The organism is Cellulomonas sp. P2_B4 (assembly GCF_056404795.1).
This window is the reverse complement of sequence record NZ_JBFUDI010000001.1, coordinates 393,530-418,069: the sequence shown is the minus strand read 5'-3', so window position 1 is coordinate 418,069 and position 24,540 is coordinate 393,530. Positions and strand designations below refer to the sequence as shown.

At 72.8% G+C, this 24,540-nt stretch carries 20 protein-coding genes; 7 read left to right on the top strand and 13 right to left on the bottom strand.

Annotated features, from left to right (window positions below):
- Positions 1 to 49 precede the first annotated feature (49 nt).
- The 3 genes from AC1DZC_RS02010 to AC1DZC_RS02000 form a co-directional block, all read right to left on the bottom strand.
- Positions 50 to 1,723 (bottom strand): glycoside hydrolase family 13 protein, encoded by a 1,674-nt coding sequence (locus AC1DZC_RS02010; RefSeq protein ID WP_477038236.1) that lies wholly within the window; start codon positions 1,721 to 1,723, stop codon positions 50 to 52.
- A gap of 294 nt (positions 1,724 to 2,017) precedes the next feature.
- Positions 2,018 to 3,043 carry a LacI family DNA-binding transcriptional regulator gene (locus AC1DZC_RS02005; protein ID WP_477038235.1) on the bottom strand — a complete coding sequence of 342 codons (1,026 nt, stop codon included), beginning with the start codon at positions 3,041 to 3,043 and terminating at the stop codon, positions 2,018 to 2,020.
- Positions 3,044 to 3,118: 75 nt separating this feature from the next.
- Positions 3,119 to 3,616, bottom strand: coding sequence for a MarR family winged helix-turn-helix transcriptional regulator (locus AC1DZC_RS02000; RefSeq protein WP_477038234.1), 498 nt, complete (start codon positions 3,614 to 3,616; stop codon positions 3,119 to 3,121).
- 83 nt (positions 3,617 to 3,699) lie between these two features.
- Between AC1DZC_RS02000 and AC1DZC_RS01995 the strand changes: the two genes are divergently transcribed.
- The 3 genes from AC1DZC_RS01995 to AC1DZC_RS01985 all read left to right on the top strand — a co-directional run bounded on the left by AC1DZC_RS01995 (position 3,700) and on the right by AC1DZC_RS01985 (position 7,299).
- Positions 3,700 to 4,275, top strand: coding sequence for an NYN domain-containing protein (locus AC1DZC_RS01995; RefSeq protein WP_477038233.1), 576 nt, complete (start codon positions 3,700 to 3,702; stop codon positions 4,273 to 4,275).
- A gap of 254 nt (positions 4,276 to 4,529) precedes the next feature.
- Positions 4,530 to 5,117 carry a hypothetical protein gene (locus tag AC1DZC_RS01990; RefSeq protein ID WP_477042042.1) on the top strand — a complete coding sequence of 196 codons (588 nt, stop codon included), beginning with the start codon at positions 4,530 to 4,532 and terminating at the stop codon, positions 5,115 to 5,117.
- A gap of 1 nt (position 5,118) precedes the next feature.
- On the top strand, positions 5,119 to 7,299 hold the full coding sequence (locus AC1DZC_RS01985; RefSeq protein WP_477042041.1) for a hypothetical protein: 2,181 nt from the start codon (positions 5,119 to 5,121) through the stop codon (positions 7,297 to 7,299).
- A 66-nt stretch (positions 7,300 to 7,365) separates the two neighbouring features.
- Here AC1DZC_RS01985 and AC1DZC_RS01980 read toward each other — a convergent pair whose 3' ends face one another.
- From AC1DZC_RS01980 to nirB, 5 genes are read right to left on the bottom strand one after another with little or no spacing between them, the layout of a single operon-like run.
- Positions 7,366 to 8,100: a sirohydrochlorin chelatase gene (locus tag AC1DZC_RS01980; RefSeq protein WP_477038230.1), complete on the bottom strand. Its 735-nt coding sequence runs from the start codon at positions 8,098 to 8,100 to the stop codon at positions 7,366 to 7,368.
- Positions 8,097 to 9,215: a uroporphyrinogen-III synthase gene (locus AC1DZC_RS01975; RefSeq protein WP_477038229.1), complete on the bottom strand. Its 1,119-nt coding sequence runs from the start codon at positions 9,213 to 9,215 to the stop codon at positions 8,097 to 8,099. Before AC1DZC_RS01975 ends, AC1DZC_RS01980 begins: the two co-directional genes overlap by 4 nt.
- Positions 9,212 to 10,429 carry a uroporphyrinogen-III C-methyltransferase gene (cobA, locus tag AC1DZC_RS01970; protein WP_477042040.1) on the bottom strand — a complete coding sequence of 406 codons (1,218 nt, stop codon included), beginning with the start codon at positions 10,427 to 10,429 and terminating at the stop codon, positions 9,212 to 9,214. Before cobA ends, AC1DZC_RS01975 begins: the two co-directional genes overlap by 4 nt.
- Complete coding sequence (gene nirD / locus AC1DZC_RS01965) at positions 10,426 to 10,824, bottom strand: nitrite reductase small subunit NirD (protein WP_477042039.1); 399 nt, start codon at positions 10,822 to 10,824, stop codon at positions 10,426 to 10,428. The genes cobA and nirD overlap by 4 nt, the downstream gene beginning before the upstream one ends.
- Positions 10,821 to 13,403, bottom strand: coding sequence for a nitrite reductase large subunit NirB (gene nirB, locus AC1DZC_RS01960; protein WP_477042038.1), 2,583 nt, complete (start codon positions 13,401 to 13,403; stop codon positions 10,821 to 10,823). Before nirB ends, nirD begins: the two co-directional genes overlap by 4 nt.
- Positions 13,404 to 13,537: 134 nt before the next feature.
- Here nirB and AC1DZC_RS01955 point away from each other — a divergent pair, with 134 nt between their 5' ends.
- The 4 genes from AC1DZC_RS01955 to AC1DZC_RS01940 all read left to right on the top strand — a co-directional run bounded on the left by AC1DZC_RS01955 (position 13,538) and on the right by AC1DZC_RS01940 (position 16,703).
- Positions 13,538 to 14,074, top strand: coding sequence for a DUF1697 domain-containing protein (locus tag AC1DZC_RS01955; RefSeq protein WP_477042037.1), 537 nt, complete (start codon positions 13,538 to 13,540; stop codon positions 14,072 to 14,074).
- Positions 14,075 to 14,083: 9 nt separating this feature from the next.
- The gene (locus AC1DZC_RS01950) at positions 14,084 to 14,560 is read left to right on the top strand and encodes an HIT family protein (protein WP_477042036.1); all 477 of its coding nucleotides are present in this window, start codon (positions 14,084 to 14,086) and stop codon (positions 14,558 to 14,560) included.
- Between the two features lies 1 nt (position 14,561).
- Positions 14,562 to 15,077, top strand: a complete 516-nt coding sequence (locus AC1DZC_RS01945; protein WP_477042035.1) for a hypothetical protein — start codon at positions 14,562 to 14,564, stop codon at positions 15,075 to 15,077.
- Between the two features lie 99 nt (positions 15,078 to 15,176).
- Positions 15,177 to 16,703, top strand: a complete 1,527-nt coding sequence (locus tag AC1DZC_RS01940; protein WP_477038222.1) for a molybdopterin-dependent oxidoreductase — start codon at positions 15,177 to 15,179, stop codon at positions 16,701 to 16,703.
- On the opposite strand, the gene AC1DZC_RS01935 is transcribed toward AC1DZC_RS01940, so the two are convergent.
- The 5 genes from AC1DZC_RS01935 to AC1DZC_RS01915 form a co-directional block, all read right to left on the bottom strand.
- Positions 16,696 to 17,745, bottom strand: coding sequence for a zinc-binding metallopeptidase family protein (locus AC1DZC_RS01935; protein WP_477042034.1), 1,050 nt, complete (start codon positions 17,743 to 17,745; stop codon positions 16,696 to 16,698). The genes AC1DZC_RS01940 and AC1DZC_RS01935 overlap by 8 nt on opposite strands.
- A gap of 120 nt (positions 17,746 to 17,865) precedes the next feature.
- Complete coding sequence (locus AC1DZC_RS01930) at positions 17,866 to 19,257, bottom strand: MFS transporter (RefSeq protein WP_477042033.1); 1,392 nt, start codon at positions 19,255 to 19,257, stop codon at positions 17,866 to 17,868.
- 134 nt (positions 19,258 to 19,391) lie between these two features.
- The gene (uca, locus tag AC1DZC_RS01925; protein WP_477042032.1) at positions 19,392 to 22,982 is read right to left on the bottom strand and encodes an urea carboxylase; all 3,591 of its coding nucleotides are present in this window, start codon (positions 22,980 to 22,982) and stop codon (positions 19,392 to 19,394) included.
- Positions 22,979 to 23,593, bottom strand: a complete 615-nt coding sequence (locus AC1DZC_RS01920) for an urea amidolyase associated protein UAAP2 (protein ID WP_477042031.1) — start codon at positions 23,591 to 23,593, stop codon at positions 22,979 to 22,981. Before AC1DZC_RS01920 ends, uca begins: the two co-directional genes overlap by 4 nt.
- Positions 23,590 to 24,435, bottom strand: a complete 846-nt coding sequence (locus AC1DZC_RS01915; protein ID WP_477042030.1) for an urea amidolyase associated protein UAAP1 — start codon at positions 24,433 to 24,435, stop codon at positions 23,590 to 23,592. The genes AC1DZC_RS01920 and AC1DZC_RS01915 overlap by 4 nt, the downstream gene beginning before the upstream one ends.
- Between the last annotated feature and the right edge of the window lie 105 nt (positions 24,436 to 24,540).

Here is a 24,540-nt window from a genome sequence, read left to right as displayed (position 1 = left end):
TCGTTCTGGTTCGTGTCTGGTTCGTGCGGGGTTTCTGCGGGGGCGGTGCTCAGGGTCGAGCGGTGCGCAACCACGCGGCGGTGTCGCGCGGGAGCAGCCCTGCCTCGAGCGGCGCGCTCGTGAGCAGGAGGTCGGAATGGGCGGGCAGTGGTGCGGGCGCGTCGCCCAGGTTGACCACGCACACGAGGTCGCCACGGGCGAACGCGAGCACGTCGTCGGAGGTGTCCAGCTGGTCGAGCCATCTCAGTGGCCCGTCGCCCAGGCTGGGCTCGGACCGGCGGATCGCGAGCAGGTCGCGGTACAGGTGCAGGGTGGACGTCGGGTCCGACTCCTGCGCCTCGACCGTGAGCTCGCTCCAGGCGGCGGGCTGGGGAAGCCAAGGCTCCCCCGTGGCGCCGTCAGGACTGAACCCGAACGGGGCGGACGTCCCGGACCAGGGCAGCGGCACGCGGCAGCCGTCCCGGCCGGGGTCGACACCCTCGGATCGGAAGTGCATGGGGTCCTGCAGGAGCTCCAGCGGCAGATCCTCCACCTCGGGCAGGCCCAGCTCGTCGCCCTGGTAGATGTACAGGGAGCCGGGCAGCGCCGCGGTGAGCATCGCGGCGGCGCGGGCACGGCGCCGGCCCACCGTCAGGTCCGTCTCCGTGCCGAACCGCTTGGCGCTGAAGGCGAACGAGCTGTCCTCGCGCCCGTACCTGGTGACCGGTCGCGTGACGTCGTGGTTGGACAGCACCCACGTGGCGGGCGCACCGACGGGGCCGTGCGCGGCCAGGGTCAGCTCGATGGACTCGCGGAACTTCTTCGCGTCCCACGGGCGGGCCATGAAGTCGAAGTTGAAGGCGGTGTGCATCTCGTCGGGGCGCAGGTACTGCGCGAACCGCTCGGTGTCCCGCAGCCAGACCTCGCCGACGAGCACCCGGGTGCCCGGGTAGGAGTCGGCGACGGCGCGCCAGCTGCGGTAGACGTCGTGCAGCTCGTCGCGGTCGACGTGCGGGTGACCCCCCGGGCCCGGGTGCTCGGGCACCTCGGGGAGCTCCGGGTCCTTGATGAGGAGCGCTGCCGAGTCGATCCGGATGCCGGCCACGCCACGGTCGAACCAGAAGCGCAGGACGTCCTCGAACTCCGCGACGACGTCCGGGTGCGACCAGTTGACATCCGGCTGTGCCGGCGCGAAGAGGTGCAGGTACCACTCGCCGGGGGTGCCGTCGGGGTTCGTCGTGCGGGTCCACGTGCTGCCCTGGAAGTCGGAGACCCAGTGGGTGGGGATCTCGTCGCCGTTCTCGCCCTTGCCGGGGTGGAACCAGAACCGCGCCCGCTCCGGGGAGCCCGGTCCGGCGGCGAGGGCCGCCTGGAACCACGCGTGCTGGTCGGAGACGTGGTTGGGGACGACGTCGATGATCGTGCGGATCCCGACGGCGAGCGCGTCGTCGATGAGCCGCTCTGCCTCGGCGAGCGTGCCGAACGCCGGGTCGATGGCCCGGTAGTCGGCCACGTCGTAGCCGCCGTCTGCCAGCGGGGAGACGTACCAGGGAGTGACCCAGATCGCGTCGACGCCGAGGTCCCGCAGGTACGGCAGGCGCGATCGCAGGCCCTCCAGGTCGCCGGTGCCGTCACCGTTCCCGTCCGCGAAGCTGCGGGGGTAGACCTGGTAGATCACCGCGCCGCGCCACCACTGAGGGTCGGTCTCCGGTTGAGGCTGCGTCACTGCGGTCTCGTCTCTCATGTGCCATCGCCACGTCATCGTCGCGAGATGGACACTAAAGGACTCGACTGAAAGTACGCAAGAACCTGACAGTCAAGTTATCGAAGTGTGACCAAACGACGGCCGATACTCGATCGACCCCCGCTCCCCTCTCGCCGGGAGAGACGCCCACGCCGACACGAGAGCCCCCCCGCAGCACGAGGCGACGAGGAGCTCCGCGCGGTGCTCACGCCTCAGCTGTGGGCCGCCGGTGTCGTCGGACGCTCGCGGAGGAGGCTCGCACCCGAAGGTCACGGCGACGACACGCTTGTGCGTCTAGACGGCAGCGACCTGGCGTGCGCGCGCCGGACCCGTGGAGCCGCGCACGACGAGCTCGGGCTCGAACAGCAGCTCGTCGTGCGGGACCGCGGCGCCGTGGATCTGGCTGACGAGGAGGTCGATCGCGGCCCGGCCCATCGGCTCGATCGGCTGGCGGACCGTCGTGAGCGGCGGTTCGGTGCAGCTCATGAACGCCGAGTCGTCGTAGCCGACGACCGAGATGTCGTCGGGCACGTTCAGGCCTGCCCGGCGCGCGGCCCGGATGACACCGAGGGCCAGCGGGTCGCTCGCGCACACGATCCCGGTCACGCCCTCGCGCAGCAGCCGGTTGCCCGCCGCCTGCCCGCTCTCGAGCGAGTACGCGCTGCGGACGACGTGGTTCTCGCCCAGCTCCAGGCCCAGGCGCCGCATGATCACCTGCGCCGCGCGGAGCTTGCGCTCGGACGGCACGTGGTCGACGGGCCCGAGGACGAGCCCGATCGTCGTGTGGCCGAGGGACGCCAGGTGCCCGATCGCCTGCTCGATGGCGACCTCGTCGTCGCACGACACCCGCGGGAACGGGAGCTCCTCGATCGAGGCGTTGATGAGCACGACCGGCAGGTTGCGGCCTGTCAGGCGCTCGTAGTGGTCGTGCGTCGCGTCGCGCTGGGCGTAGTGGCCGCCCGCGAAGACGATGCCCGAGACCTGCTGGCCCAGGAGCAGCTCGACGTAGTCCGCCTCGGACACCCCGCCGGCCGTCTGGGTGCACAGCACCGGCGTGAAGCCCTGCTGCGCGAGCGCTCCCCCGACCACCTCGGCGAACGCCGGGAAGATCGGGTTCTGGAGCTCGGGGAGCACCAGACCGACCAGCCGGGCCCGTTCGCCGCGGAGCTTGGTGGGCCGCTCGTAGCCCAGGACGTCGAGCGCGGTCAGGACCGCCTCGCGGGTGGACTCGGACACTCCGGGCTTCCCGTTGAGCACTCTGCTCACGGTCGCTTCGGAGACACCGACCTTGCGCGCTACCTCTGCGAGTCGCCGTGACATGCGCGTCATCGTACGCGCTGACGCGCAAACCGCTTGCAGAGCGTTGCAAGCGGTGCACATCGGCGTGTCACGGGGCTACGGCGTCGGGTCGGGGATGCCCGGCTGAGCAGCGCGGAGCTTGTCCGTGAGGGCGCGCAGGGTCGCCAGCTCCCCCGAGTCGAGGGCTCCCCCGACGAGGTGCCGGATGCTGCGCACGTGCCGCCGCCCGATCTCGCGCTGCATGCGCCGGCCCTCCGGCGTGAGGGTCACCAGCACGCCCCGGGCGTCGCCCTCCACCGGGCCGCGCGTGACCAGTCCGTCGTTCTCGAGCCGCTCGACCAGCCGGGACAGGCTGGGCTGGGTCAACAGGCTGCCCTCGCCCAGCTCGCGCAGCCGCGCCGCGCCGCCGGGGCAGCCGGACAGCGTGAACAGCACGTCGTACTCGCGGATGGTGAGCGGACCCCACACGTCGTCGCGCTGGAACCTGCGCATGAGTGCCACCTGGGCGCGGAACAACGACTCCCACGCCTCGGCCGCCTCCCGCGTCCCGGGCAGGTCCGTGCTCTCGCTCACCGCTCGCTCCTTCGTGTCCATGCGTACGTATGCATTCTCAACTCGGCGCAGGTCACCGGTGTTCCGCCCGGGCTCCGCGATCCACCTGCGGATACGCTCAGTCGATGACCACCGAGGCGGCCCCGCGCACCACCTACCTGCTGGTGGACGGCGAGAACATCGACGCCACCCTCGGCTCGTCGATCCTCGGGGGCCGGCCGACGCCGGAGCAGCGCCCCCGCTGGGAGCGCGTGCTGACCTTCGCGCAGCAGACGTGGGACCAGCCGGTCAAGGCGCTGTTCTTCCTCAACGCCTCCAACGGCTCGCTGCCCATGTCGTTCGTCCAGGCACTGCTGGCCATCGGCTTCCAGCCGATCCCCCTGTCGGGCGAGTCGTACGAGAAGGTCGTCGACATCGGCATCAAGCGCACGCTGGACGCCATCGCCGGCCGCAGCGGGGACGTGCTGCTGGCCAGCCATGACGGCGACTTCGCGCCGGAGCTCGAGGTGCTCGTCGACGACGACGACCGGCGCGTGGGCCTGCTGGCGTTCCGGGAGTTCACCAGCACCCAGCTCGCGGCGCTCACCGCGAAGGGTCTGTCGACGTTCGACCTCGAGGGCGACGTGGCGGCGTTCAACGTCCAGCTGCCCCGGCTGCGGATCATCCCGCTCGACGAGTTCGACCCGCTGCGCTACCTCTGACGGGTGGTTCTCGGGCTCACAGCGGAGCCCCAGGTTACGGACCGGTAACAATGTATGTAGTACCGGTGACCAAGTACCTAGTACCGCATGGCTCAGGTGTTGTCCCGGGTGCTAGACAGTGCCCGGGTTCCGCCCGAAGTGCCCGGTGAGCCGCGCGGTCAACGGCGATCACAGCAGCGCGCCGAGCACTTCGGCGGACCTCGTTCATGAGCGGGCACGTCCCGTCTCCACGGCACAACCACGACGGGGTGGTCATGAAGCGGTACCTCTTGGCGGGGCTCGTCCTCGCCCTGGTCACGACAGCAGTCGTCCTGTTCGCGTCTCCCGAGCTGCAGAGCGTCGCGCTGCTCGGTGCGGCCCTGGGCGGCACCCTCGGACTGGTCCCGGACCGGTCCCCCGCCCACCGGGTCGGCGGCTTCGCCGTCGGCTTCGTCGCGGCCTGGCTGGGCTATGCGCTGCGCGCCGCCGTGCTGCCCGACGCCACCTCCGGCCGCGCCGTCGCGGTCCTGCTCGTCCTGCTCGCCTGCCTCGCGGTCGCCGCCGGTACCCGCGGCCGCCTGCCCCTGTGGTCGACCCTGCTCGGCGCCGCGGCCATGGCCGGCGCGTACGAGGCCACCTACGCCGCGGACCCGACGGCCTTCGTCGCCTCGTCGGCCACGACCGCGACGTCGATCCTGCTCGCGGCCGGAGCCGGCTTCCTGGCCACGGCGCTGCTCGGCCCGCAGATCGTCCAGGAGCGCGAGCTCGAGCGGGAGGCCGAGGCGCTCGTCGTCGAGGAGCCCCCGACCCGGCGTTCCATGCCCGCCAACACCCTGTCCTTCGACCCTCAGACGGAGGCCTGACGTGCGCCGTTCCCTCGCGACGGCCGGTGTCGCCGTCGTCATGCTCCCGCTGACCTTCGGCGCCGCGAGCGCCCCCGCCCTGGCCGCAGCCGACAGCGGCGACGTGGCCGTCACCAACACCGAGACCGTGCAGGCCAAGCTCGACGCCAAGGGCGCCCTGCTGGAGGCGCGCGTCTACGAGCAGCTCGCGCTCTCCGGCCACGGCACCGCGACGATCTCCAACCCCGTCTCCACCAAGGGCCTGCGCAACCTCGACGGGTTCGGGGGCTACAAGGTGGTCGGCGGCACGCTGGTCAGCCAGGTCACCGTCGACGGGGAGAAGCGCCAGCGCTCCGTCAGCGACTACGACAAGGACCTGCCCCTGACGGTCAAGGTCACCTACACGCTGGACGGCGAGCCGGTCGAGCCGGGTCACGTGGTCGGCCGCAGCGGCACGCTCGGCGTGCACTACACGGTCACCAACGTCACCGGCCGCACGCAGGACGTCACCTACGACGACGGCACCGGCACCCGCGCGACCGCGTCGGCCGAGACCGTCGTGCCGATGATCGGCCAGCTGGTCACCACCCTGCCCTCGAGCTTCACCGACATCCGCTCCGACGAGGCCGGCGTCGCGGGCGACGGCCACGGTGGCAACCGGCTCACGTTCCAGATGACTCTCTTCCCGCCGATCGGCTCGGACACCGCCGAGTTCGGCTACACCGCACACGTGTCGCACGGCGTGGTGCCCCCGGCCAACCTCACCTCGATGGCCGTCTCCCCGCTCGACTACCCGTCGTTCAAGGGCGGTGCGGCCAGCTACGAGGCCGGCGCCCAGAAGGGCGTCGACCTGACCGGCGGCGCCCTGCAGATCGACGACAGCGTGCTCCAGCTGCACGACGGCGCGGCCCAGCTCCTGGCCGGCCTGCTGCAGCTGCACGACGGCGCCACCCAGCTGTCGAGCGGGCTCAACGACTCGGCCGTCCCTGGTGCCGGACAGCTGGCCGACGGCGCCCACCAGCTCGACGCGGGCTTGGCCAAGGCCCGGGCATCCGCTCCGGCTCTCATCGACGGACTCAAGCAGGTCGACTCGGGCCTGGCGCTGGTCGACGGGGGCCTCGCGGCCATGTACGCGAAGTTCGGCGCTGTACCGGACTCGGCGAAGCCGCTCGTCGACGGCATCGCGAGGATGCGGGCCGCCATCGGCACGACTACGACCCCTCAGACCCTCCTGTTCGGCGTCGACCAGTCGCGACTCGGGGTCCTGTCCGCGGCCGGGTCCCTCGACCAGGTGGTCGCCGGATCCCTGAAGGCGGGCGGCGAGCTCTCGAACGCCATCACCGCTCTCGGCCAGATCCGAGCCGGGATGAACCCCGCGTACCTGCCGACGTACGACCTGATCGTCGCCGGCCTGAACGACGGCGTCCCAGTCCTCACGAACACTGCCGACCCGACGACGATCGCCGGCGGGACGACCGCCATCGCAGCCGGCCTGCGGGACCAGGTGGCGCCCGGCCTCTACCGGGTCGAGTGCGGCTTGAGCAACAAGACCTTCTCCAACTGTGGAGCTGACCCCGGCCTCCTCGAGGGTGTCGCGCTCGTCAGCGGCGGCGTGTCAGCGCTCCTGCAGGGGTATGTCGACGCCAGAGCCGCGATCGGCGGTGCCGGCGACACGAAGGCGAACGGCACTCTGCGCGGCGGGGTCCACGCGCTGCAGGGCGGCACGAACCAGCTCAGCAGCGGTGGCACCGCGCTCGTCTCTGGCCTGGGTGAGCTGGGCAACGGCGCCGGCCGGCTCAGCGACGGCGCCGACGACCTTGCCGCAGGGCTGCGAGACGCGGCCGACGGGTCGACGCAGCTCGCCGACGGACTCGGGGACGCCGCGACCGGCGCACCCAAGCTCGTGGACGGCACGCAGCAGCTCTCGGACGAGGGCACGTCGCAGGTCGTCGCGAGCGGCAAGGAGACGGCGGCCGACTTCGGCGTCAAGTACGCCGTGCTCACCGCCGGGGCGCAGCGGGCGGCCGACGAGTCGATGGCCTACGGGGCACCCGAGGGGGCGACCGGGGCGACCGCGTACTCGATCGACATCGCGGGCGCCGACGGGGAGGGCGTGAACGCGCTCGCCCGGCTGATCCTGGCGATCGTGTTCTTCGCGGCCGGCATCGGGATCGCCACGCTGGTCGGACGTCGCATCGCCTGACGCACCAGGAACGAGAGCGGGATCCGTCGCGTGCGACGGATCCCGCTCTCGTTGGTGGAGGAGGTGTCAGGTGGCTTCGTCGTAGCGGTCGAGGACGATCTCGACGAGTCGGTCGTCGGGCGCGAGCGGGTCGGTGACGACGTCGGCCCCGGCCTCGAGCACCCGGTCGTGGAAGTAGCCGGGGGCCAGCAGGTAGGACGCCACCACGACGCGCCCGCCCTCGGGCAGGTCCGCCCGGGCGGCGGCGACCGCGACGGGCACCCGCGGCTCGGCACCGGCGCCGTAGCCGATCGTGACGGGCTGCGGGATGCGGTCGGCAAGGCCGGCGGCGATGGCCTCGACGGCGAGCGCGGCGGCCGGGTCGGTCGACCCTGCGGCGGCGAGCACGACGAGGTCGTCGGGAGCGAGCTCGACCGCGTGGAGCCGGTCGACGAGGATGTCCACGAGCCGCGGGTCCGGACCGAGCGGCGAGGCCGCGGTGGCGCCCGGCTGGTCGACGGCCGCGGCGATGTCCACGCGGACGTGGAAGCCGGTCGACAGGAGCAGCGGGACGACGACCGCGCCGGCGGCGTCGCCGTCGAGAGCGTCGGCGACGACGTTGGCCACCTCGGGCTGCTGCACGTCGACGAAGGCCTCACGCACGTCCAGCTCGGGGCGCGCGGCGGCGGCACCGGTGAGGATCGAGCGGACGGCCGCACGGCCCTGCACGTCGTCGGTGCCGTGCGAGCAGCCGACGAGGACGGGGTGGGCCGGCGACGAGTAGTCGGGCACCGGACCGCGAGCATGCAGTGCGTTGGTCATCGAACCTCCTCCAGCTCGAGACGGTATCCCCTCTTCACGACAGTCTTGATGAGTGCCCGGCTGCCGGTCGCGTCCCGGAGGCGCGCGATCGCGACCTCCGCGGCGTGCGGGTCGGTCGAGTCACCGGGCAGGACCGCGAGCACGTGGTCGCGCGGGACGACCGATCCACCGGCCTTGACCAGCAGGCGGAGCACCTCGAGCCCGGTCGGGGTCAGGGCCAGAACGCGCCCGTCCAGCACGGCCGCGCCGCGGTGCACCTGCAGCGGGCCGGCGATCGTCTGTAAGGCCTGCAGCCCGCCGTAGTGGCCGACGACCGCGCGCACCAGCGACCCCAGCCGACCTCGGTCGGGCACGAGCGGCTCGATCCCCCGCTCCTGCAGCGGCTTGGCGGTGATCGGTCCGACGGCCGCCATCACGACGCTCCCCCGCCGGGCCAGCCGCTCGATCTGCTCGGAGACGCCCGCGTCGTCGGCGGCCGCGAGCCAGGCCGCCGCACCGGGCGCGGACGTGAACACGACCGCGTCGACCTCGCCCGCGGCGACGGAGCGGACCGAGGCCTCGACCACGGCGGCGTCGGGCGGCGGACCCCAGCGGTAGACGATGAGGCTGCGGACGCGGGCGCCCGCGGCGGCGAACGCCTCGTCGAGCCCGTCGGCCCCGGCGCCGTGGTGCTGCACGGCGATGTCGCGGCCGGCGACGCCCTCGTCGAGCAGCACCTCGGCGATCTCGGCGCTCGTCTCGGACTCGGCCACCCAGTCGGCGGTGAGGCCGGCGGCCTGGATCGCACCGCGCGCCTTGGGGCCGCGCGCGACGATCCGGGTGTCGCGCAGCATCGCGACCAGCGGCTCGGCAAGCCCGTACGCGTCGGCGGCCTCGATCCAGCCGCGGAACCCGATGCCGGTGGTGACGATGACGGTGTCCGGCGGGTCCGCCAGCAGCGAGCGCGTGCCCTCCAGCAGTGCGGCGTCGTCCGTGTGCGGAACCATGCTCAGCGCGGGCGCGTGCCGGATCGCGGCGCCCCTGCGGCCGAGTGCCGCGGCCAGCTCTGCGGAACGACGGTCGGCGGTGACGAGCACGACGCAGCCGGCGAGGGTCTGGTCGATAGGTTCGGTCACGAGGACATTGTGACGGCTGGAGGCTTCAGCAGGTCCGCGTTCGCCACATCGCCGAGCACGATGACGGCCGGCGCCCGCACGCCTGCGGCGGCCGCGACGTCGACGACGTCGGCCAGCACCGCCCGCGTGACGCGCTGACCGGGCAGGGTGCCGTCCTCGACCAGGGCGACGGGCGTCTGCGGGTCCACGCCGCCGTCGAGCGCACGCTGCGCGAGCGTGGGCAGCGCGCCGACGCCCATGAGCACCACGACGGTGCAGGACTTCTCGCGCAGGCCCAGCAGCGCGGCCGACGACCAGCCGTCGTGCCCGTTCATCACGTGCACGGCACCGACCGTGCCGCGGTGCGTCAGCGGGATGCCCGCCGCGGCCGGCGCACCGAACGCGCTGCTCACGCCCGGTACCACCGACACGTCGACGCCGGCCTCACGGCAGGCCAGCACCTCCTCGCCGCCACGCCCGTAGACGAACGGGTCGCCGCCCTTGAGCCGGACGACGACACGCCCCCGCTGCGCCTGCTCGACGAGGATCCGACCGATCTCGTGCTGCGGGACGGGGTGGTTGCCGGGGGTCTTGCCGACGTCGATGACCTCGACGCCCGCGTGCAGCTCGTCCAGCACGCTCACGGGTCCCAGGCGGTCGGTGACCACGACGTCGGCCTCGGCGAGCGCGCGTCGACCGGCGATGGTCAGCAGCCCGAGGTCCCCGGGTCCGCCGCCGACGAGCACCACGCGACCCGTACCCGCGCGGTGCCGACGCAGGTCGACGTGGCCCTCGCGCAGGTGGGTCGCCAGGGCGTCGCGCACGACCCGCGTCCGCACGGGGTCGGGCGCACCGGTCGAGACGACGCCGACCAGGACGTCCCCGTGCTGGGTGCTGGCCGGGGTGCGGGCGGAGCCGCTCGACGCACCCGCGTCCACGCAGAACGTCTGCCGACCGTCCGCCCAGCCGACGACCGCGGCGTCGGTGCCCTTGTCACCGGTGGCGGTGTGCACGAGCCACACGCCGTCGAGGTCCGCCTCGACCACCTCGCGCGCACGCCACTCGAGCAGCCCCCACGTGTGCATGTCCTTCAGCCCCTCGCACAGCTGCGGCGCGACGACGACCACGCGGGCCGCGTCGGCCAGCAGCGCCTGGACCCGACGTGCGGCGACCGGGCCGCCCCCGACGACGAGCACGCGCCGACCGGTGAGGTCGAGCCCGAGCATCGTCGTCACGACGCCACCTCGACGAGCCCGTCGCGCACCCGCACGGGCCAGGTGCGCAGGTCAGGAGCCAGGTCGCGGAGCGGGGCCTTGCCGGCGACGTCGAGGCACGACCCGGTCTCCAGGGCGAAGACCTGCTTGTACATCGGCGAGGCGACCGTCGGTACATCGGTGTCGCCCACACGACGCGACCCGACGATCCCCCGCGAGATCACGTACGCGTCGCTGAACGGGTCGTGCTGCTGGACCGCGAAGACGCGGTCGTCGACGAGCCGGAAGAGGGCGACCTGGTCGCCGTCCGCCAGGAGCGCCGCGGCACCGCGCTCCGGGGCGAGGTCGGAGAGCCGGCACACCACCGTCCAGCGGGCGGTGCTCGAGGCGGCGGGTGCGACGTCCAGCGCGGTCATGAGCGGACCTCCAGGGTGGTGCCGGCAACCAGGACGGGTTCATGGTGCGGAGTCGGCCGCGCGGCTGCGCGCTCGTCGGCCGTCGCGGGGCGGGACTGGCCGCGTTCCGGGACGTAGGCGAGCGACGGGTCGGGAGTCTCCGGGGCGTTCACGAACGACGCGAACCGGCTGAGCTTCTCGGGGTCCTCAAGGGTGGCGCGCCACTCGTCCTCGTACTCGTCGACGTGCAGGTCCATCTGTGCGTCGAGGTCGGCGCAGATGCCGAGCGCGTCGTCCATCACGACCGCCCGGACGCCCGCGAGGCCGCCTTCGACGTCGTCGATCCACGGCGCCGTGCGCTGCAGCCGGTCGGCCGTGCGGACGTAGTAGAGCAGGAACCGGTCGATCGTCCGCACGAGGGTCTCGGTGTCGAGGTCCTCCGCCAGCAGCTGGGCGTGCCGGGGCGTGAAGCCGCCGTTGCCGCCGACGTAGACGTTCCATCCCTTGTCGGTCGCGATGACCCCGACGTCCTTGCCGCGGGCCTCCGCGCACTCGCGCGCGCACCCGGAGACGCCGAGCTTGATCTTGTGCGGCGAGCGCAGGCCGCGGTACCGCAGCTCGAGCATCACCGCGAGCGCCACCGAGTCCTGCACCCCGAACCGGCACCACGTGGACCCGACGCACGACTTCACGGTGCGCAGCGACTTGCCGTAGGCGTGCCCGGACTCGAAGCCCGCGTCCACCAGGCGACGCCAGATCACGGGCAGCTGGTCGATCCGGGCGCCGAACAGGTCGATCCGCTGCCCGCCGGTGATCTTGGTGTAGAGCCCGAACTCCTGCGCCACCGACCCGATCGCGATGAGGCCCTCGGGGGTCACCTCGCCGCCCGGGATCCGCGGGACCACCGAGTACGACCCGTCCTTCTGCAGGTTCGCCATGACGTGGTCGTTGGTGTCCTGCAGCGCGGCACGCTCGCCCTCGAGCACGTGCGCCGGAGACGTCGTCGACAGGATCGACGCGACGGTCGGGCGGCAGATGTCGCAGCCGCGGCCGGTGCCGAAGCGCTCGATGACGGCGGTGAACGACGAGACCCCGGAGACCCGGACCGCGTCGTACAGCTGCGCCCGGCTCAAGGCGAAGTGCTCGCACAGCGCCGAGCTCACGGTCACCCCCTGCTTGGTCAGCTCGGTGGTCATGAGCTTCTTCACCAGCGGCAGGCAGGACCCGCAGGACGTGCCCGCGCGGGTGCACGCCTTGACCGCGCCGAGGTCGGTGCACTCGTGCTCGGTGACCGCGCCGCGGATGGTCCCTGCAGAGACGTTGTTGCACGAGCACACGCCCGCGTCGTCGGGAAGCTCCAGCTCCGGCGCGCCGCCGCCCCCCTCGGGGAGCAGGAACGCGGCCGGGTCTCCGGGCAGCTCCCGGCCCAGCATCGGGCGCAGGCTCGCATAGGCCGAGGCGTCGCCGACGAGGACGCCACCGAGCAGCGTGCGCGCGTCGTCGGACATCACGAGCTTCTTGTAGACGCCCGCCACGGGATCCGCCCAGACGATCTCCAGCGCGCCGGGCGTCTCGCCGAACGCGTCGCCGAAGGACGCGACGTCGACGCCCGAGAGCTTGAGCTTCGTGGCCGTGTCGGCCCCCGGGAAGGTGGACGAGCCACCGAGCAGCCGGTCCGCGGTGATCTCGGCCATCGCGTACCCGGGTGCGACGAGGCCGATGCAGGCGCCCTGGATGCACGCGACCTCGCCGACGGCCGAGATGGACGGGTCGCTGGTCAGGCAGGTGTCGTCGACGACGATGCCGCCGCGCGCGCCGATGGCCAGGTCGCAGGCGCGCCCGAGCTCGTCGCGCGGCCGCACACCCGCCGCGATCACGACGACGTCCGCGTCGACGCGGCCGCCGTCGGCGAGCTCGAGGCGACCCACCCCGCCGCGGCGGTGCGGGCGGATCCTCGTGGTCATCGCGTTGAGCCGGACGCCGACGCCGAGCTGGTTGATCAGGCGCCGCAGGGCCTCGCCGCCGCCGAGGTCGATCTGCGCGGACATGAGGTGCGTGCCCACCTGGAGCACGGTGGTCTTCGCCCCGAGCGCCTGCAGAGCACCGGCGGCCTCGAGGCCGAGCAGGCCGCCGCCGAGGACCGCGCCCTTGACCACACGGTCCTGCGACAGCTTCTCGACGTAGCCGCGCAGCTCGGCGACGTCGTCGACGGTCCGGTAGACGAAGACGCCCGGCAGGTCCGCACCCTCGAGCGGAGGGACCCAGGCCGACGAGCCGGTCGCCATCACCAGGTGGTCGTAGCGCTCGGTGCGGCCGTGCGCGGTGGTGACCGTGCGGGCGGCCCGGTCCAGCGCCACGACGGCGTCGTCGCGGACCAGCGTGACCAGCGGGTCGTCCCACAGGGCGGGGTCGCCGAGGGCCAGGTCGTCGGCGTCGCGGCCGGAGAAGTAGCTGGTGAGCGCGACACGGTCGTACGGCCGGCGCGGCTCCTCGGCCAGGACCGTGATCCGCCACGTCCCGGCGGCGTCCCGGTCGCGGAGGGCTTCGACGAGGCGCTGGGCGACCATGCCGCCGCCGACGACGACGAGGTGCTGGGTCATGGGGTGCTCCGTCGATCGGGGGCTGGGGCACCTCCGACGGTAGGAAGCCGGTGTTGCGCGACGGGTGCGGCACCGTTACCCCGGAGGAACCTTTCGCGCACACGGGGTGGGTGCGAGGTGTGAGAGTGGGACGCATGAGTCCTGTGATAGCCCTGCTCCGCGCCGTGAACGTCGGCGGCCGCAAGGTCACCTCGGCCCAGCTGAGGTCCGTCGCGTCGGACCTCGGGCACACGTCCGTGACCACCTACGTGAACAGCGGGAACCTCGTGCTCGTCCCGGCGTCGGGGTCGGACGTCGCCGCCGGGTTGTCCGCGGCGTTCGCCGACGAGTTCGGGTTCGACGTCCCGGTGATCGCACGGACCCTCGAGGAGTGGGACGCGGTGGTCGACGCCGTCCCGTTCACCACAGAGGTCGCGGAGGACCCCGCCCACGTCGTCGCCGTGTTCTGGGACGGTCCGGTCGCCGCGTCCGCCAAGCACTTCGACCCGTCGCGGTACGGCCGCGAGACCCTGGTGTGGGCGAAGCGGGAGACGTACGCCTACTACCCCGACGGGCAGGGCCGCTCGAAGCTGACGCCGGACGTGCTGGCCAAGGCGTCGGGGCGGGTCGGCACCGCCCGCAACTGGAACACCGTCCTCGCCCTCCAGAAGCTCGCGCGCGAACGCGTCTAGCGTGGGCCCATGGCCACCCTGTTCACCAAGATCATCGACGGCGACATCCCCGGCCGGTTCGTGTGGGCCGACGAGATCGCCGTCGCGTTCGGCACCATCGCGCCGATCACCGACGGGCACGTGCTCGTGGTCCCCCGCGCCGAGATCCTCCAGCTCACCGACGCGCCCGACGACGTCCTGACCCACCTGATGCTCGTCGCGCGCACCATCGGCCAGGCGCAGCAGCACGCCTGGGACGCACCCCGCGCCGCGCTGCTCGTCGCCGGGTTCGAGGTCCCCCACCTGCACCTGCACGTGCTCCCGGCCTGGGACGAGGCGAGCCTGACGTTCCGCAACGCGCGCCCGGACCTACCCGCCGCGTCGCTGGACGCCTCCGCCGAGCGAGTCCGGACCGCGCTGATCGAGCTGGGTCACGGCGCCCACGTCCCGACGTCGCTCGGCTCCGCTGTGCTCGGCTCCGCTGCGCTCGGGCCGGACGCTCCCTGACATGGCGCGCATGCCGCGCCACGAGTCCAGCCGCTGGGCGGGTCTGCCGGCGTTCGTGCTCGACGGCCCGGGCCGGTCGAAGGACCACCTGGTCGTCCTCACGGACGAGCAGGAGCTCGAGTTCCTGCGGTACGCGTTGCAGGGCGTCCCGACGACGTCATGGACCTCGAACGAGATCGACTGGGACGCCTACCGGTTCCTGAGCCGCTCGGGACCGTTCGCGACCGGCTCCGAGCTCGCAGCGGAGCTGGTCGAGGTCCTGCGCGCGCACTCGACCGACGACGAGACCGTCGTCGTGGTCTGGAGCGGCGTCGGCACCGCCGCCGTTGCGATGAGCTCCCGCACCGCGCAGGACAACATGGCGGACATCGAAGAGGCGTGGTTCTTCCTGCTCGACCAGCGCGTCCTCGTCGTCGGCGACTACGACTGGTACGTCACCGCGGCTCGGCTGGTGGACCTCACCGAGCCGGTCGTCGACAAGCTGCGGACCTTCCTCGTGCAGGCACCCGACCTGTGAGTTCCTTGCGGTTGCCTGACGGAACTGCGCAGGGTGACGACAAGCCGCGCCGCAGGAGGCAGAGTCGGCCCTAGACGCGGCGACGAGGAGGCATTCGGGATGGCAGGACGTCGACAGACCGGTCTGGCCGCGGTTGCGGGGCTCGTCGCCGGGATCGTGACGATCGGCGTCGGTGCGGTGGTCGCGCTGGTGACGGGGCCGTCGTCGGACCCGCTCGTGGCGGTCGGCTCGGCGTTCGTCGACGCGACGCCGGCGTGGCTCAAGGAGTTCGCGACCTCGACGTTCGGCACCTCGGACAAGGTGGTGCTCGGACTCGGCGAGCTGGTGGTCCTGCTTGCCCTGGCAGCGCTCGCCGGCGTCCTGGCGGCCCGCCGGTGGGCGTGGGGCGCGATCCTCGTCGTGCTGCTCGGCGCCGCCGCCGCCCTCGCCGCGATGGCACGGCCGGACGCCGGTGCGCTGGCTGGGCTGCCCGCGGTCGTCGGCACCGTGGCCGGGCTCTGGACCCTGCGGTTCCTCATCCGGAAGATCCCCGCGCCCGACGCGAGCGCGCGTCAGGCGGCGATCGGCCGCCGCGGCTTCCTGCAGGCGACGCTCGCGGCGGGTGCACTCGGCGTGGTCGCCCTCCTCGTCGGCCGGACGATCGGCAGCAACGCACGCGGCGCCCAGACCGCCCGGGACGCCCTCAAGATCCCGAAGGCCGGCACGCCCGTGGCCCCGGTCCCGGCGGGCGTGGACGTGGGCGTCGAGGGCGTGGACCCGTGGCTGACGCCCGCCGAGGACTTCTACCGGATCGACACCGCGCTGACCGTCCCGCACGTCGACCCGTCGACGTGGAGCCTGCGGATCCACGGGATGGTCGACAAGGAGATCACGCTGACCTGGGACGAGCTGCTCGGCTCCGACCTGGTCGAGGCGTACGTGACGCTGGCGTGCGTGTCGAACCCGGTGGGCGGCGACCTCATCAGCAACCAGAAGTGGCTGGGGCTGCCGATCAAGGGGCTGCTGGAGCGGGCGAACCCGACGGGCGACGCCGACATGGTCCTGTCCACGAGTGTCGACGGCTTCACGGCAGGCACCCCGCTCGAGGTGCTGATGGACGGGCGCGACGCGCTGCTGGCGATCGCGATGGACGGCGAGCCGCTGCCGTTCGAGCACGGCTTTCCGGTGCGCATGGTGGTTCCCGGCCTGTACGGCTACGTCTCCGCGACCAAGTGGGTCACCGACCTGGAGGTGACGCGGTTCGCGGACGCCGAGGCGTACTGGACCAAGCGCGGCTGGTCGCCCGAGGGCCCGGTCAAGACCCAGTCCCGCATCGACGTGCCCAAGGCGAGCACGACCGTCCCCGCGGGCACGGTCGTCGTGGCCGGCACGTCGTGGGCGCAGCACCGCGGCGTCAAGGGCGTCCAGGTCCGCGTCGACGACGGCGCCTGGAACGACGCCACGCTCGCCGACGACGGCGGCATCGACTCGTGGCGGCAGTGGACCTGGTCCTGGGACGCGGAACCCGGCGACCACGAGCTGTTCGTGCGGGCGTTCGACCCGCAGGGCCCGCAGACCGGTGCCGTCCAGGGCGAGATCCCCGACGGCGCCACCGGCTACGACACGGTCCGCGTGAAGGTCAGCTGAGCGGTACCGGCACGCGCGAGGCCTTCACCACGCGGTGCACGAAGTCGAGCTTGCGGGCCACCGGTTCGGGGATGTCGAACGGGTACAGGTCGTGCTTGCCCATCGCACGGTTGACCCGGTTGAAGAAGGTCGCGAGCGGGAGCCAGTCGCCGAGGATCTCGTCCATCGTCGCGTCGGCGTAGCTGGTTCGCGGGGTGATCTCGCCGTCGGGGATCGTCGGGACCCCCTCCATCTGCACACTCAGGTTTCCCGCGCCGGCGGTGATCAGCGTGCTGGTGAGGTGCAGGTAGTGCGCGAAGCACTCCGCGAAGTCCTCCCACGGGTGCATGGTCGCGTACTGGGAGATGAAGCTCTCGGCCCAGTCCCGTGGGGCGCCGGTCTTGTAGTGGCGGGAGATCGCGTCCGAGTAGGAGGCGCGCTCGTCGCCGAAGATCGTGCGGCACTCGTCGATCCAGTCGGTGCGCTCGACCAGGATCAGCTCGTAGTAGTGCCCGACCTCGTGCCGGAAGTGGCCGAGCATCGTGCGGTACGGCTCGCCGAGGCTGATCCGCAGCGCCTCGCGGTGCGCGTCGAGCGACTCCGCCAGGTCGATGGTGATGATCCCGTTCGCGTGCCCGATGCCCACTCGGGTGCCGCTGGACCGCGAGGAGAGCAGGTCGAAGCCCAGGCCGCCCTCCTTCGCGTACCAGGGCGTGACGGGCAGGCCGAGGTCGGCGAGCTGGACCAGGAGCCGGCGCTTGTCCGCGGACGCGCTCGCGAGCTTCTCCAGGGCCAGGGTGTCGTCGCTGCTGGGCCTGGTGCGCGTGAGCCGGCACGCGAGGCAGCGCCCGGAACCGGAGTCACCCGCGACGAGCCAGTTGCAGCCCCAGTCCCGGTTGCCGCACGGGAACCACCACTGGCCCCCGACGTCCGTGCCCTGCTCGGGTGCCGCGCGCATCGTCAGCGTCGGCGGGTGCAGTCCCATCTCCAGCCCGCACGCCGCGCACTGCGTCGACTCGATGAAGGCGATGGTTGCGCAGCGGGGGCAACGGAAGACGTCCACGTCGCGAACGGTAACCCAGGCGCAGGCCAGACCGCGTGGACGTGCACGGGGCCTGGCGCGGCGAAGCCGGCCGCGGGCGTTCCCGCGGCCGGCTCGGCCGGGTCCTGCACGCGTCGGGAGTCAGATGACCGTCGCGCCGAACCTGCCGGAGCGACGCTGGTAGACGAACCAGGTGGTCACGCCCATCACCACGTAGAACCCGACGATCGCCCAGAGGGCGGCCTGGATGTTGCCCGTCAGCGAGGTGGACGCCGCGAAGCCACGCGGCACGAGGAACCCGCCGAAGGCCCCGATCGCACCGGCGATGCCGATGCAGCCGGCCGCGGCCTTGATGCGACGGAGTCGGTCCGCCTCGTCGGTGACCCCGAAGCGGAACACCGCGGGGATCATCCGGTAGACCGAGCCGTTGCCCGCGCCGGTCGCGGTGAACAGGACGAGGAACGAGGCCAGGAAGGCGCCGAACGAGTGGGCCCGCAGCGCGAAGATCGCGCAGACCACGCCGGCGCCCATGATCGTGAAGGCCGCGATGGTGACGCGTGCGCCGCCGAGCCTGTCCGCCAGGATCCCGCCGAGCGGACGGGCCAGCGAGCCGACGAGCGCACCGGCGAACGCGATGTTCCAGCTGATCTCGGGGAACTGACCCTTGAGGAGGGTCGGGAAGGCACCCGCGAACCCGATGAACGAGCCGAACGTGCCGATGTAGATGAACGAGATGATCCAGGTGTGCCGCGACCGCGTGGCCACGCCGTAGGAGCGCGGGTCCGACTTGGCGTTGGACAGGTTGTTCATGTACTTCCACGCCAGGACCGCCGCGAGGACGACGAGCGGCACGAACATGAAACCGGCGCGCTCCAGGCTGATGCCGGCGCCGATCACGATCACCAGCGGGACGGCCCACTGCACCGCGGCGGTGCCGAGGTTGCCGCCGGCGGCGTTGAAGCCGAGCGCGCGGCCCTTCTCCTTCTCCGGGTAGAAGAACGAGATGTTGGCCATCGACGACGCGAAGTTGCCGCCGCCCACGCCGGCCAGGCAGGCCACCGCGAGCAGGGCACCGAAGCCCCAGTCGGGGTTCTGCACGACGACGCCGAGCCCGATCGTCGGGATGAGCAGGAGCAGCGCCGAGATGATCGTCCAGTTGCGGCCGCCGAACAGCGGGACCGCGAACGTGTAGGGGATGCGCAGCGTGGCGCCGACGAGGCTCGGCACCGCGATGAGCCAGAACGTCTGGTCGACGCTGAGCACGAAGCCGACGCCCGCGAGCTGCGGGACCACGATGCTCCAGACGGCCCAGACCGCGAACCCGAGGAACTCGGCGAAGATCGACAGGACCAGGTTCCGGCGGGCGATCGACCTGCCGACGCCTGCCCACTGGCCTGCGTCCTCGGGGTTCCAGCCGTCGATCCACCGGCCGGGACGAGTGGTGATCGGTGCACCCGCGAGGGCGCCGGTGTCGAGCGTGGTGGACGCCGTGGTGGTGTCTGGGGCGTCGGCGGTCGCGAGCGGTGTCGCCATGAGGACCTCCGGGAAGCTGGGGGGTGGGGTACGTCCCGAACGCTAGGGAGGCCGTGTTTCCGCCGGACTGCGCCCCCGGTTGCGCGTGCGGAACCTTTCGCGCACTGGGTGCCGAGGGCGACTGTGAGGTTCGCTCACGCGGCCGTCGTCACGGCAGCCGGCTCCACGATCACCAGGACCTGGCCCGGGCCGACCTGGTCGCCGGGCGTGACGACGATGTCCACCACCGTCCCGCCGACCGTCGCCGTCACGGGCGCCTCCATCTTCATGGCCTCGAGCGCGAGGAGCTGCTGCCCTCTCTCGACGACGTCGCCGGGGCGGACGTCGATGCGGAACACCGTCGCGACGAACGGCGCCTCCATGCCCTCGCAACCGTCCGGCACCTCGAGCCCGCCGCCGACGGCCGGGAGCGGGAGGTCCGGCTCGGCCCGCCGGTCGAACTCACCGGCAGCGGCCCAGGCGTCGCGCTCGGCGCCGAACGCGTCGGCCTGCTGGGCGCGGAACGCCTCGATCGACGGGGCGTTCGCCGCGAGGAACTGCTGGTGCTCGGCGATCGAGAACGTGCCGGGGTCGATGGCCACGTCGAGTCGGCCGGCGGCCATGTCGGCACGCATGTCGAGCAGGTCGTCGGCGCCGACGGGGTACCAGCGGATGGTGTCGAAGAACCGGAGCAGCCACGGGGTGCCCGGCTCGAAGGGCCGGTGCCGGGCGTGCGTGTCCCACACCTGGATGGTGCGGCCGACGAACTGGTAGCCGCCCGGGCCCTCCATCCCGTAGATGCACAGGTAGGCGCCGCCGATGCCGACCGCGTTCTGCGGGGTCCAGGTGCGCGCCGGGTTGTACTTCGTCGTGACCAGCCGGTGCCGCGGGTCCAGCGGGGTCGCCACGGGGGCACCGAGGTAGACGTCGCCCAGACCCATCACCAGGTACGACGCGTCGAACACCGTGCGGTAGACGTCGTCGACCGCGCCGAGCCCGTTGATCCGGCGGATGAACTCGATGTTCCACGGGCACCACGGGGCGTCGTCGCGGACGCCGGCCATGTACCGCTCGATGGCCTCGCGCGTGGCCGGGTCGTCCCAGCTGAGCGGCAGGTGGACCGTCCGGCTGGGCACGACGAGGTCGGTGGTGGCCGGCAGCGCGTCCTCGATCTCGCGGACGAGGTCGAGCGCCTTGCGCAGCGGCAGCCGCTCGGGGTCGACGTGCAGCTGGAGAGAGCGGATCCCCGGCGTGAGGTCGACGATGCCGCGCAGCCCGTCGTGGTCGACCCGCTGCTGCACCTCCTGCGCGAGGGCGTGCACGCGCATCCGCGAGGCGAGGTCGAGGGTCATCGCGCCGTACTCGACGAGCAGGTTGTCGTCCCCGCTGCGTCGGTAGGTCACCTCGGTGTCGCTGTCCTTGCGGGCGAGGATGCCGCCGTCGTCGTGCGCCGGTCTCGTCGGCCGCGGGATCGCCTGCGGGCGTCGTCGCAAGGCGTCGGCCTGCGCCTCGTCGACCGGCACGAACCGCACGCTGTCCCCCGGGCGCAGCTGGCCCAGCTTCCAGAGCTGGCCCAGGGCGACGGTCGCGGGGCACGTGAACCCGCCCAGCGACGGGCCGTCGGGGCCGAGCAGGATCGGCAGGTCGCCGGTGTAGTCGACCGCGCCGACCGCGTACGGCGTGTCGTGGATGTTCGACGGGTGCAGGCCGGCCTCGCCGCCGTCGGGTCGGGCCCAGGTCGGTTTGGGCCCGACGAGCCGGACGCCCGTGCGCGCCGAGTTGAAGTGCACCGCCCAGGTGGTGGCGTAGAACTCCTCGACGTCGTCCGGCGTGAAGAACTCCGGCGCCGCGTGCGGACCCTCGAGCGCGCCGATCTCCCAGTCGCCGGTGAGCACGGGCCGGTCCTCGTGAGGGACCGGTCGGGCGGCACGCCCCGCGGACGGCGCGATCGCCAGCTGGTCGCCCGGCCGCAGCGGGACGCCGGTCGTGCCGCCGATACGCCCCAGGTCGAACGTAGCGGCCGAGCCGAGCACCCGCGGGACGTCCAGCCCACCCCGGACCAGCAGGTACGTCCGCATGCCCACGGCGGGGGCTCCGATGGCGAGCACCCCGCCCGCGGCGACGTCGACCGGCTCCCACTGCGGGACGGCGACGTCGTCGAGCGTCACCGCGGCCGGGGCCCCGGTCACCATGACGGTCACGCCGGTGGCGAACCGCAGCTCCGGCCCGGCCATCGTGCACTCCAGGCCGGGGGCTCCCTCGGCGTTGCCGAGCGCGAGGTTCCCGAGCCGGAAGGACAGGTCGTCCATCGGCCCCGACGGCGGGATGCCGACGTGCCACAGGCCGGTCCGGCCGGGCCAGTCCTGGACCGTCGTGAGCATCCCGGGGCGCAGGACCTCGATGCGCGGGGTCTCGTCGCGCAGGTGCGCGAGGGTGCCCGTGTGGTGCACGGCGGCGGCGACCTCGGGAGCGCGCACGATCGTGGCGAGCAGGCCCAGGTTGGTCGCGATGCCCGTCAGGCGGGTCCCGTGCAGGGCGTCACCCAGGGCAGACCAGGCACTCTCGCGATCGGGGCCTGCCGTGACCACCTTGGCCAGGAGCGGGTCGTAGTGGGTGGACACCTCGAGCCCGGGCTCGACCCACGTGTCGACGCGGACGCCGTCGGGGACCTCGAAGGCGGTCACCGTGCCGGCGCTGGGCAGGTGGTCGCGGTCGGGGTTCTCGGCGTAGACGCGGGCCTCGACGGCGGCGCCCTGGGGGTCGAGCGGGGTGTCGACGACGGACGTGTCCCCCTGCGCCAGGCGGATCATCCAGCCGACCAGGTCGACGCCGAACACCGCCTCGGTGACCGGGTGCTCGACCTGCAGGCGCGTGTTGACCTCGAGGAAGGCAGCCTCCTGCCGCTCGGCGTCGTAGACGAACTCGACAGTGCCCGCGGACCGGTAGTCGACCGACTCCGCGAGGGTCCGCGCCGACGACGCGATGAGCGCGCGGACCTCGTCGGGAAGCCCGGGGGCCGGGGCCTCCTCCACGACCTTCTGGTGCCGGCGCTGCAGGGAGCAGTCGCGGTCGCCGAGCGTGACGACCCGGCCGAGCCCGTCGCCGAACACCTGCACCTCGACGTGCCGGGCGGCCGTGATCAGCCGCTCGAGGTAGACCCCGGCGGACCCGAACGCAGCTCCGGCGGTGCGCCGGACGGCCTCCCAGGCGGCGACGAGCTCGTCGGGGCTCGCGCACGCGCGCATGCCGATCCCCCCGCCGCCCGCCGTGGCCTTGAGCATGACCGGGTAGCCGATCGACCCGGCAGCCGCGACGGCCTCCTCGACGGTGTCCAGCAGGCCGGTGCCGGCGAGCATCGGCATGGCCACGGCCCGCGCGGCGTCGCGAGCCGTGTGCTTCGACCCGAACAGCTCGAGCTGCGCCGGCGTCGGACCCACGAACGCGATCCCCGCCGACTCGGCCGCGCGCGCGAACTCGGCGTTCTCGGACAGGAATCCGTAGCCGGGGTGGATGGCACCGGCGCCCTGTGCGAGCGCGGCCTGCAGGATGAGGTCCGAGCGCAGGTACGACTGCGCGGCCGGCGCCGGGCCGAGGCGGACCGCGGCGTCGGCGAGGTGGACGTGCGGCGCGCCCGCGTCGGCGTCGGAGTACACGGCGACCGTGCGCAGCCCGAGCTCGCGGGCGGTGCGCAGGATCCGGACGGCGATCTCGCCGCGGTTCGCGACGAGCAGGGTGTCGAACCTCATGCGAGGTCTCCCGTGGTGACGACCATCCGCACGGGCGTCGGGTCGAAGCCGTTGCACGGGTTGTTGATCTGCGGGCAGTTGCTGACGACCACCAGCACGTCCCGCTCGGCGCGCATCGACACGGACAGGCCCGGCGCGGAGATGCCGTCGACGATGCCGAGGGCGCCGTCGGGGTCGACCGGCACGTTCATGTACCAGTTGATGTTGGAGACCAGGTCGCGCTTGCCCAGGCCGTGCCGGCCGCCCTCGGCCAGGAAGTTCTCCACGCAAGCGTGCTGGGCCCACGTGTGGTTGCCGTAGCGCAGCGTGTTGGACTCCTTGGAGCACGCGCCGCCCAGGGTGTCGTGCCGCCCGACCTCGTCGGCCACGACCGTCATGAGCGGCCCGTACTCGCAGTCGCGCAGGACCGACCCGGTGGTCAGGAACACCGAGTCCTGACCCTGGATCGTGTCCGGGGCGCTGTACCGCAGGGTGGTGTCGGCGGCGTCGAACACGAGGAAGTCGACGGCCTGGTTGCCGCCGAGGTCGATGATCGTGAGCACGTCGCCCTGACGCACGACGGCGGACCAGGGGGCGCGGGCGGGAACGACGTCGTCGACGAGCGTGGTCATGCGATCCCCCGTGCAGTGAGGTCTTCCCGGGTGTTGACGAAGGCGCGGCGGCCCTCGGGGGTGGCGTCCCAGAGCGGGTCGCCCTCGGTCGTCGGCAGCCCGGTCCACGCGAGCACCTCGAGCGGCGAGCTCGTGAACTCGCGCGGGTCGAGCGGGTGCGCCGTGTTGGCGACGAGCAGCAGCAGCGGCACCTCGGCGCGCAGCGTCACCGCCGCACCGGGGCCGGCCGATCCCTCGAACACCGGGCGACCCTCGTCGTCGACCCGGATTCCCTGGAAGAACGAGATGCTCGGCGGCAGGTCGCGACGGGCCAGGTCGTGCTTGGCGGCCGCGAGCGCGAAGAGCTCGCGGCCCGCCGGAGTCGGACCCTGGGCGCTGCCGTCGCCGTAGCGCTCGTCGTTCCGGGCGCGGGTCGTCGTGCCGTAGAGGGCGTCCTGGTGTGCCGACGAGTCCCCGACGATGCTCGCGAGCACCCTGCCCTGGTCGCTGAGCAGCAGGTGACCCGCGGTCAGGTACACCTGCCACTGGACCTTGACCGTGTCGGCGACGTTGAGCCGCTCCCACGGTCGGTCGAGCCGGTAGGCCAGGACGTGGGCGCAGGCGTCGCCGGCGAGGTCCGTGAGACGGATGTGGGTGCCACGCGCGACGCTCAGGTGCGTGTAGCCGCCGCCCGCGACGACCTCGGCGTGCACGAGCGTCTCCGGGTCGACCTCGCTGGGCGGGCTCGGCCAGCTGCTGGCGGGCCGGATCGGCATCGTGGCGACCGTGCCGACGGCGGCGGCTTCCTGCGCCCGGGCGTGCTCACGGGCACCGGCGGTGGTCCCGGTGGTGGTGGCGGTCATCGCGTCCTCGATTTCTGTCGGCTGACAGAAACAGGCTCCGACCCCGACGTTCCGCCGCGATCACCGCCAGGTAAACCTCCTGTTACCGGGCGCGCAGGGCCCGGT

Excerpts from the sequence above, each read along its gene's own strand:
- AC1DZC_RS02010 (WP_477038236.1), bottom strand. The coding sequence starts at position 1,723 with ATGAGAGACGAGACCGCAGTGACGCAGCCTCAACCGGAGACCGACCCT.
- AC1DZC_RS02005 (WP_477038235.1), bottom strand. The coding sequence starts at position 3,043 with ATGTCACGGCGACTCGCAGAGGTAGCGCGCAAGGTCGGTGTCTCCGAA.
- AC1DZC_RS02000 (WP_477038234.1), bottom strand. The coding sequence starts at position 3,616 with ATGGACACGAAGGAGCGAGCGGTGAGCGAGAGCACGGACCTGCCCGGG.
- AC1DZC_RS01995 (WP_477038233.1), top strand. The coding sequence starts at position 3,700 with ATGACCACCGAGGCGGCCCCGCGCACCACCTACCTGCTGGTGGACGGC.
- AC1DZC_RS01990 (WP_477042042.1), top strand. The coding sequence starts at position 4,530 with ATGAAGCGGTACCTCTTGGCGGGGCTCGTCCTCGCCCTGGTCACGACA.
- AC1DZC_RS01980 (WP_477038230.1), bottom strand. The coding sequence starts at position 8,100 with ATGACCAACGCACTGCATGCTCGCGGTCCGGTGCCCGACTACTCGTCG.
- nirD (WP_477042039.1), bottom strand. The coding sequence starts at position 10,824 with ATGACCGCGCTGGACGTCGCACCCGCCGCCTCGAGCACCGCCCGCTGG.
- nirB (WP_477042038.1), bottom strand. The coding sequence starts at position 13,403 with ATGACCCAGCACCTCGTCGTCGTCGGCGGCGGCATGGTCGCCCAGCGC.
- AC1DZC_RS01955 (WP_477042037.1), top strand. The coding sequence starts at position 13,538 with ATGAGTCCTGTGATAGCCCTGCTCCGCGCCGTGAACGTCGGCGGCCGC.
- AC1DZC_RS01950 (WP_477042036.1), top strand. The coding sequence starts at position 14,084 with ATGGCCACCCTGTTCACCAAGATCATCGACGGCGACATCCCCGGCCGG.
- AC1DZC_RS01945 (WP_477042035.1), top strand. The coding sequence starts at position 14,562 with ATGGCGCGCATGCCGCGCCACGAGTCCAGCCGCTGGGCGGGTCTGCCG.
- AC1DZC_RS01940 (WP_477038222.1), top strand. The coding sequence starts at position 15,177 with ATGGCAGGACGTCGACAGACCGGTCTGGCCGCGGTTGCGGGGCTCGTC.
- AC1DZC_RS01930 (WP_477042033.1), bottom strand. The coding sequence starts at position 19,257 with ATGGCGACACCGCTCGCGACCGCCGACGCCCCAGACACCACCACGGCG.
- uca (WP_477042032.1), bottom strand. The coding sequence starts at position 22,982 with ATGAGGTTCGACACCCTGCTCGTCGCGAACCGCGGCGAGATCGCCGTC.
- AC1DZC_RS01920 (WP_477042031.1), bottom strand. The coding sequence starts at position 23,593 with ATGACCACGCTCGTCGACGACGTCGTTCCCGCCCGCGCCCCCTGGTCC.
- AC1DZC_RS01915 (WP_477042030.1), bottom strand. The coding sequence starts at position 24,435 with ATGACCGCCACCACCACCGGGACCACCGCCGGTGCCCGTGAGCACGCC.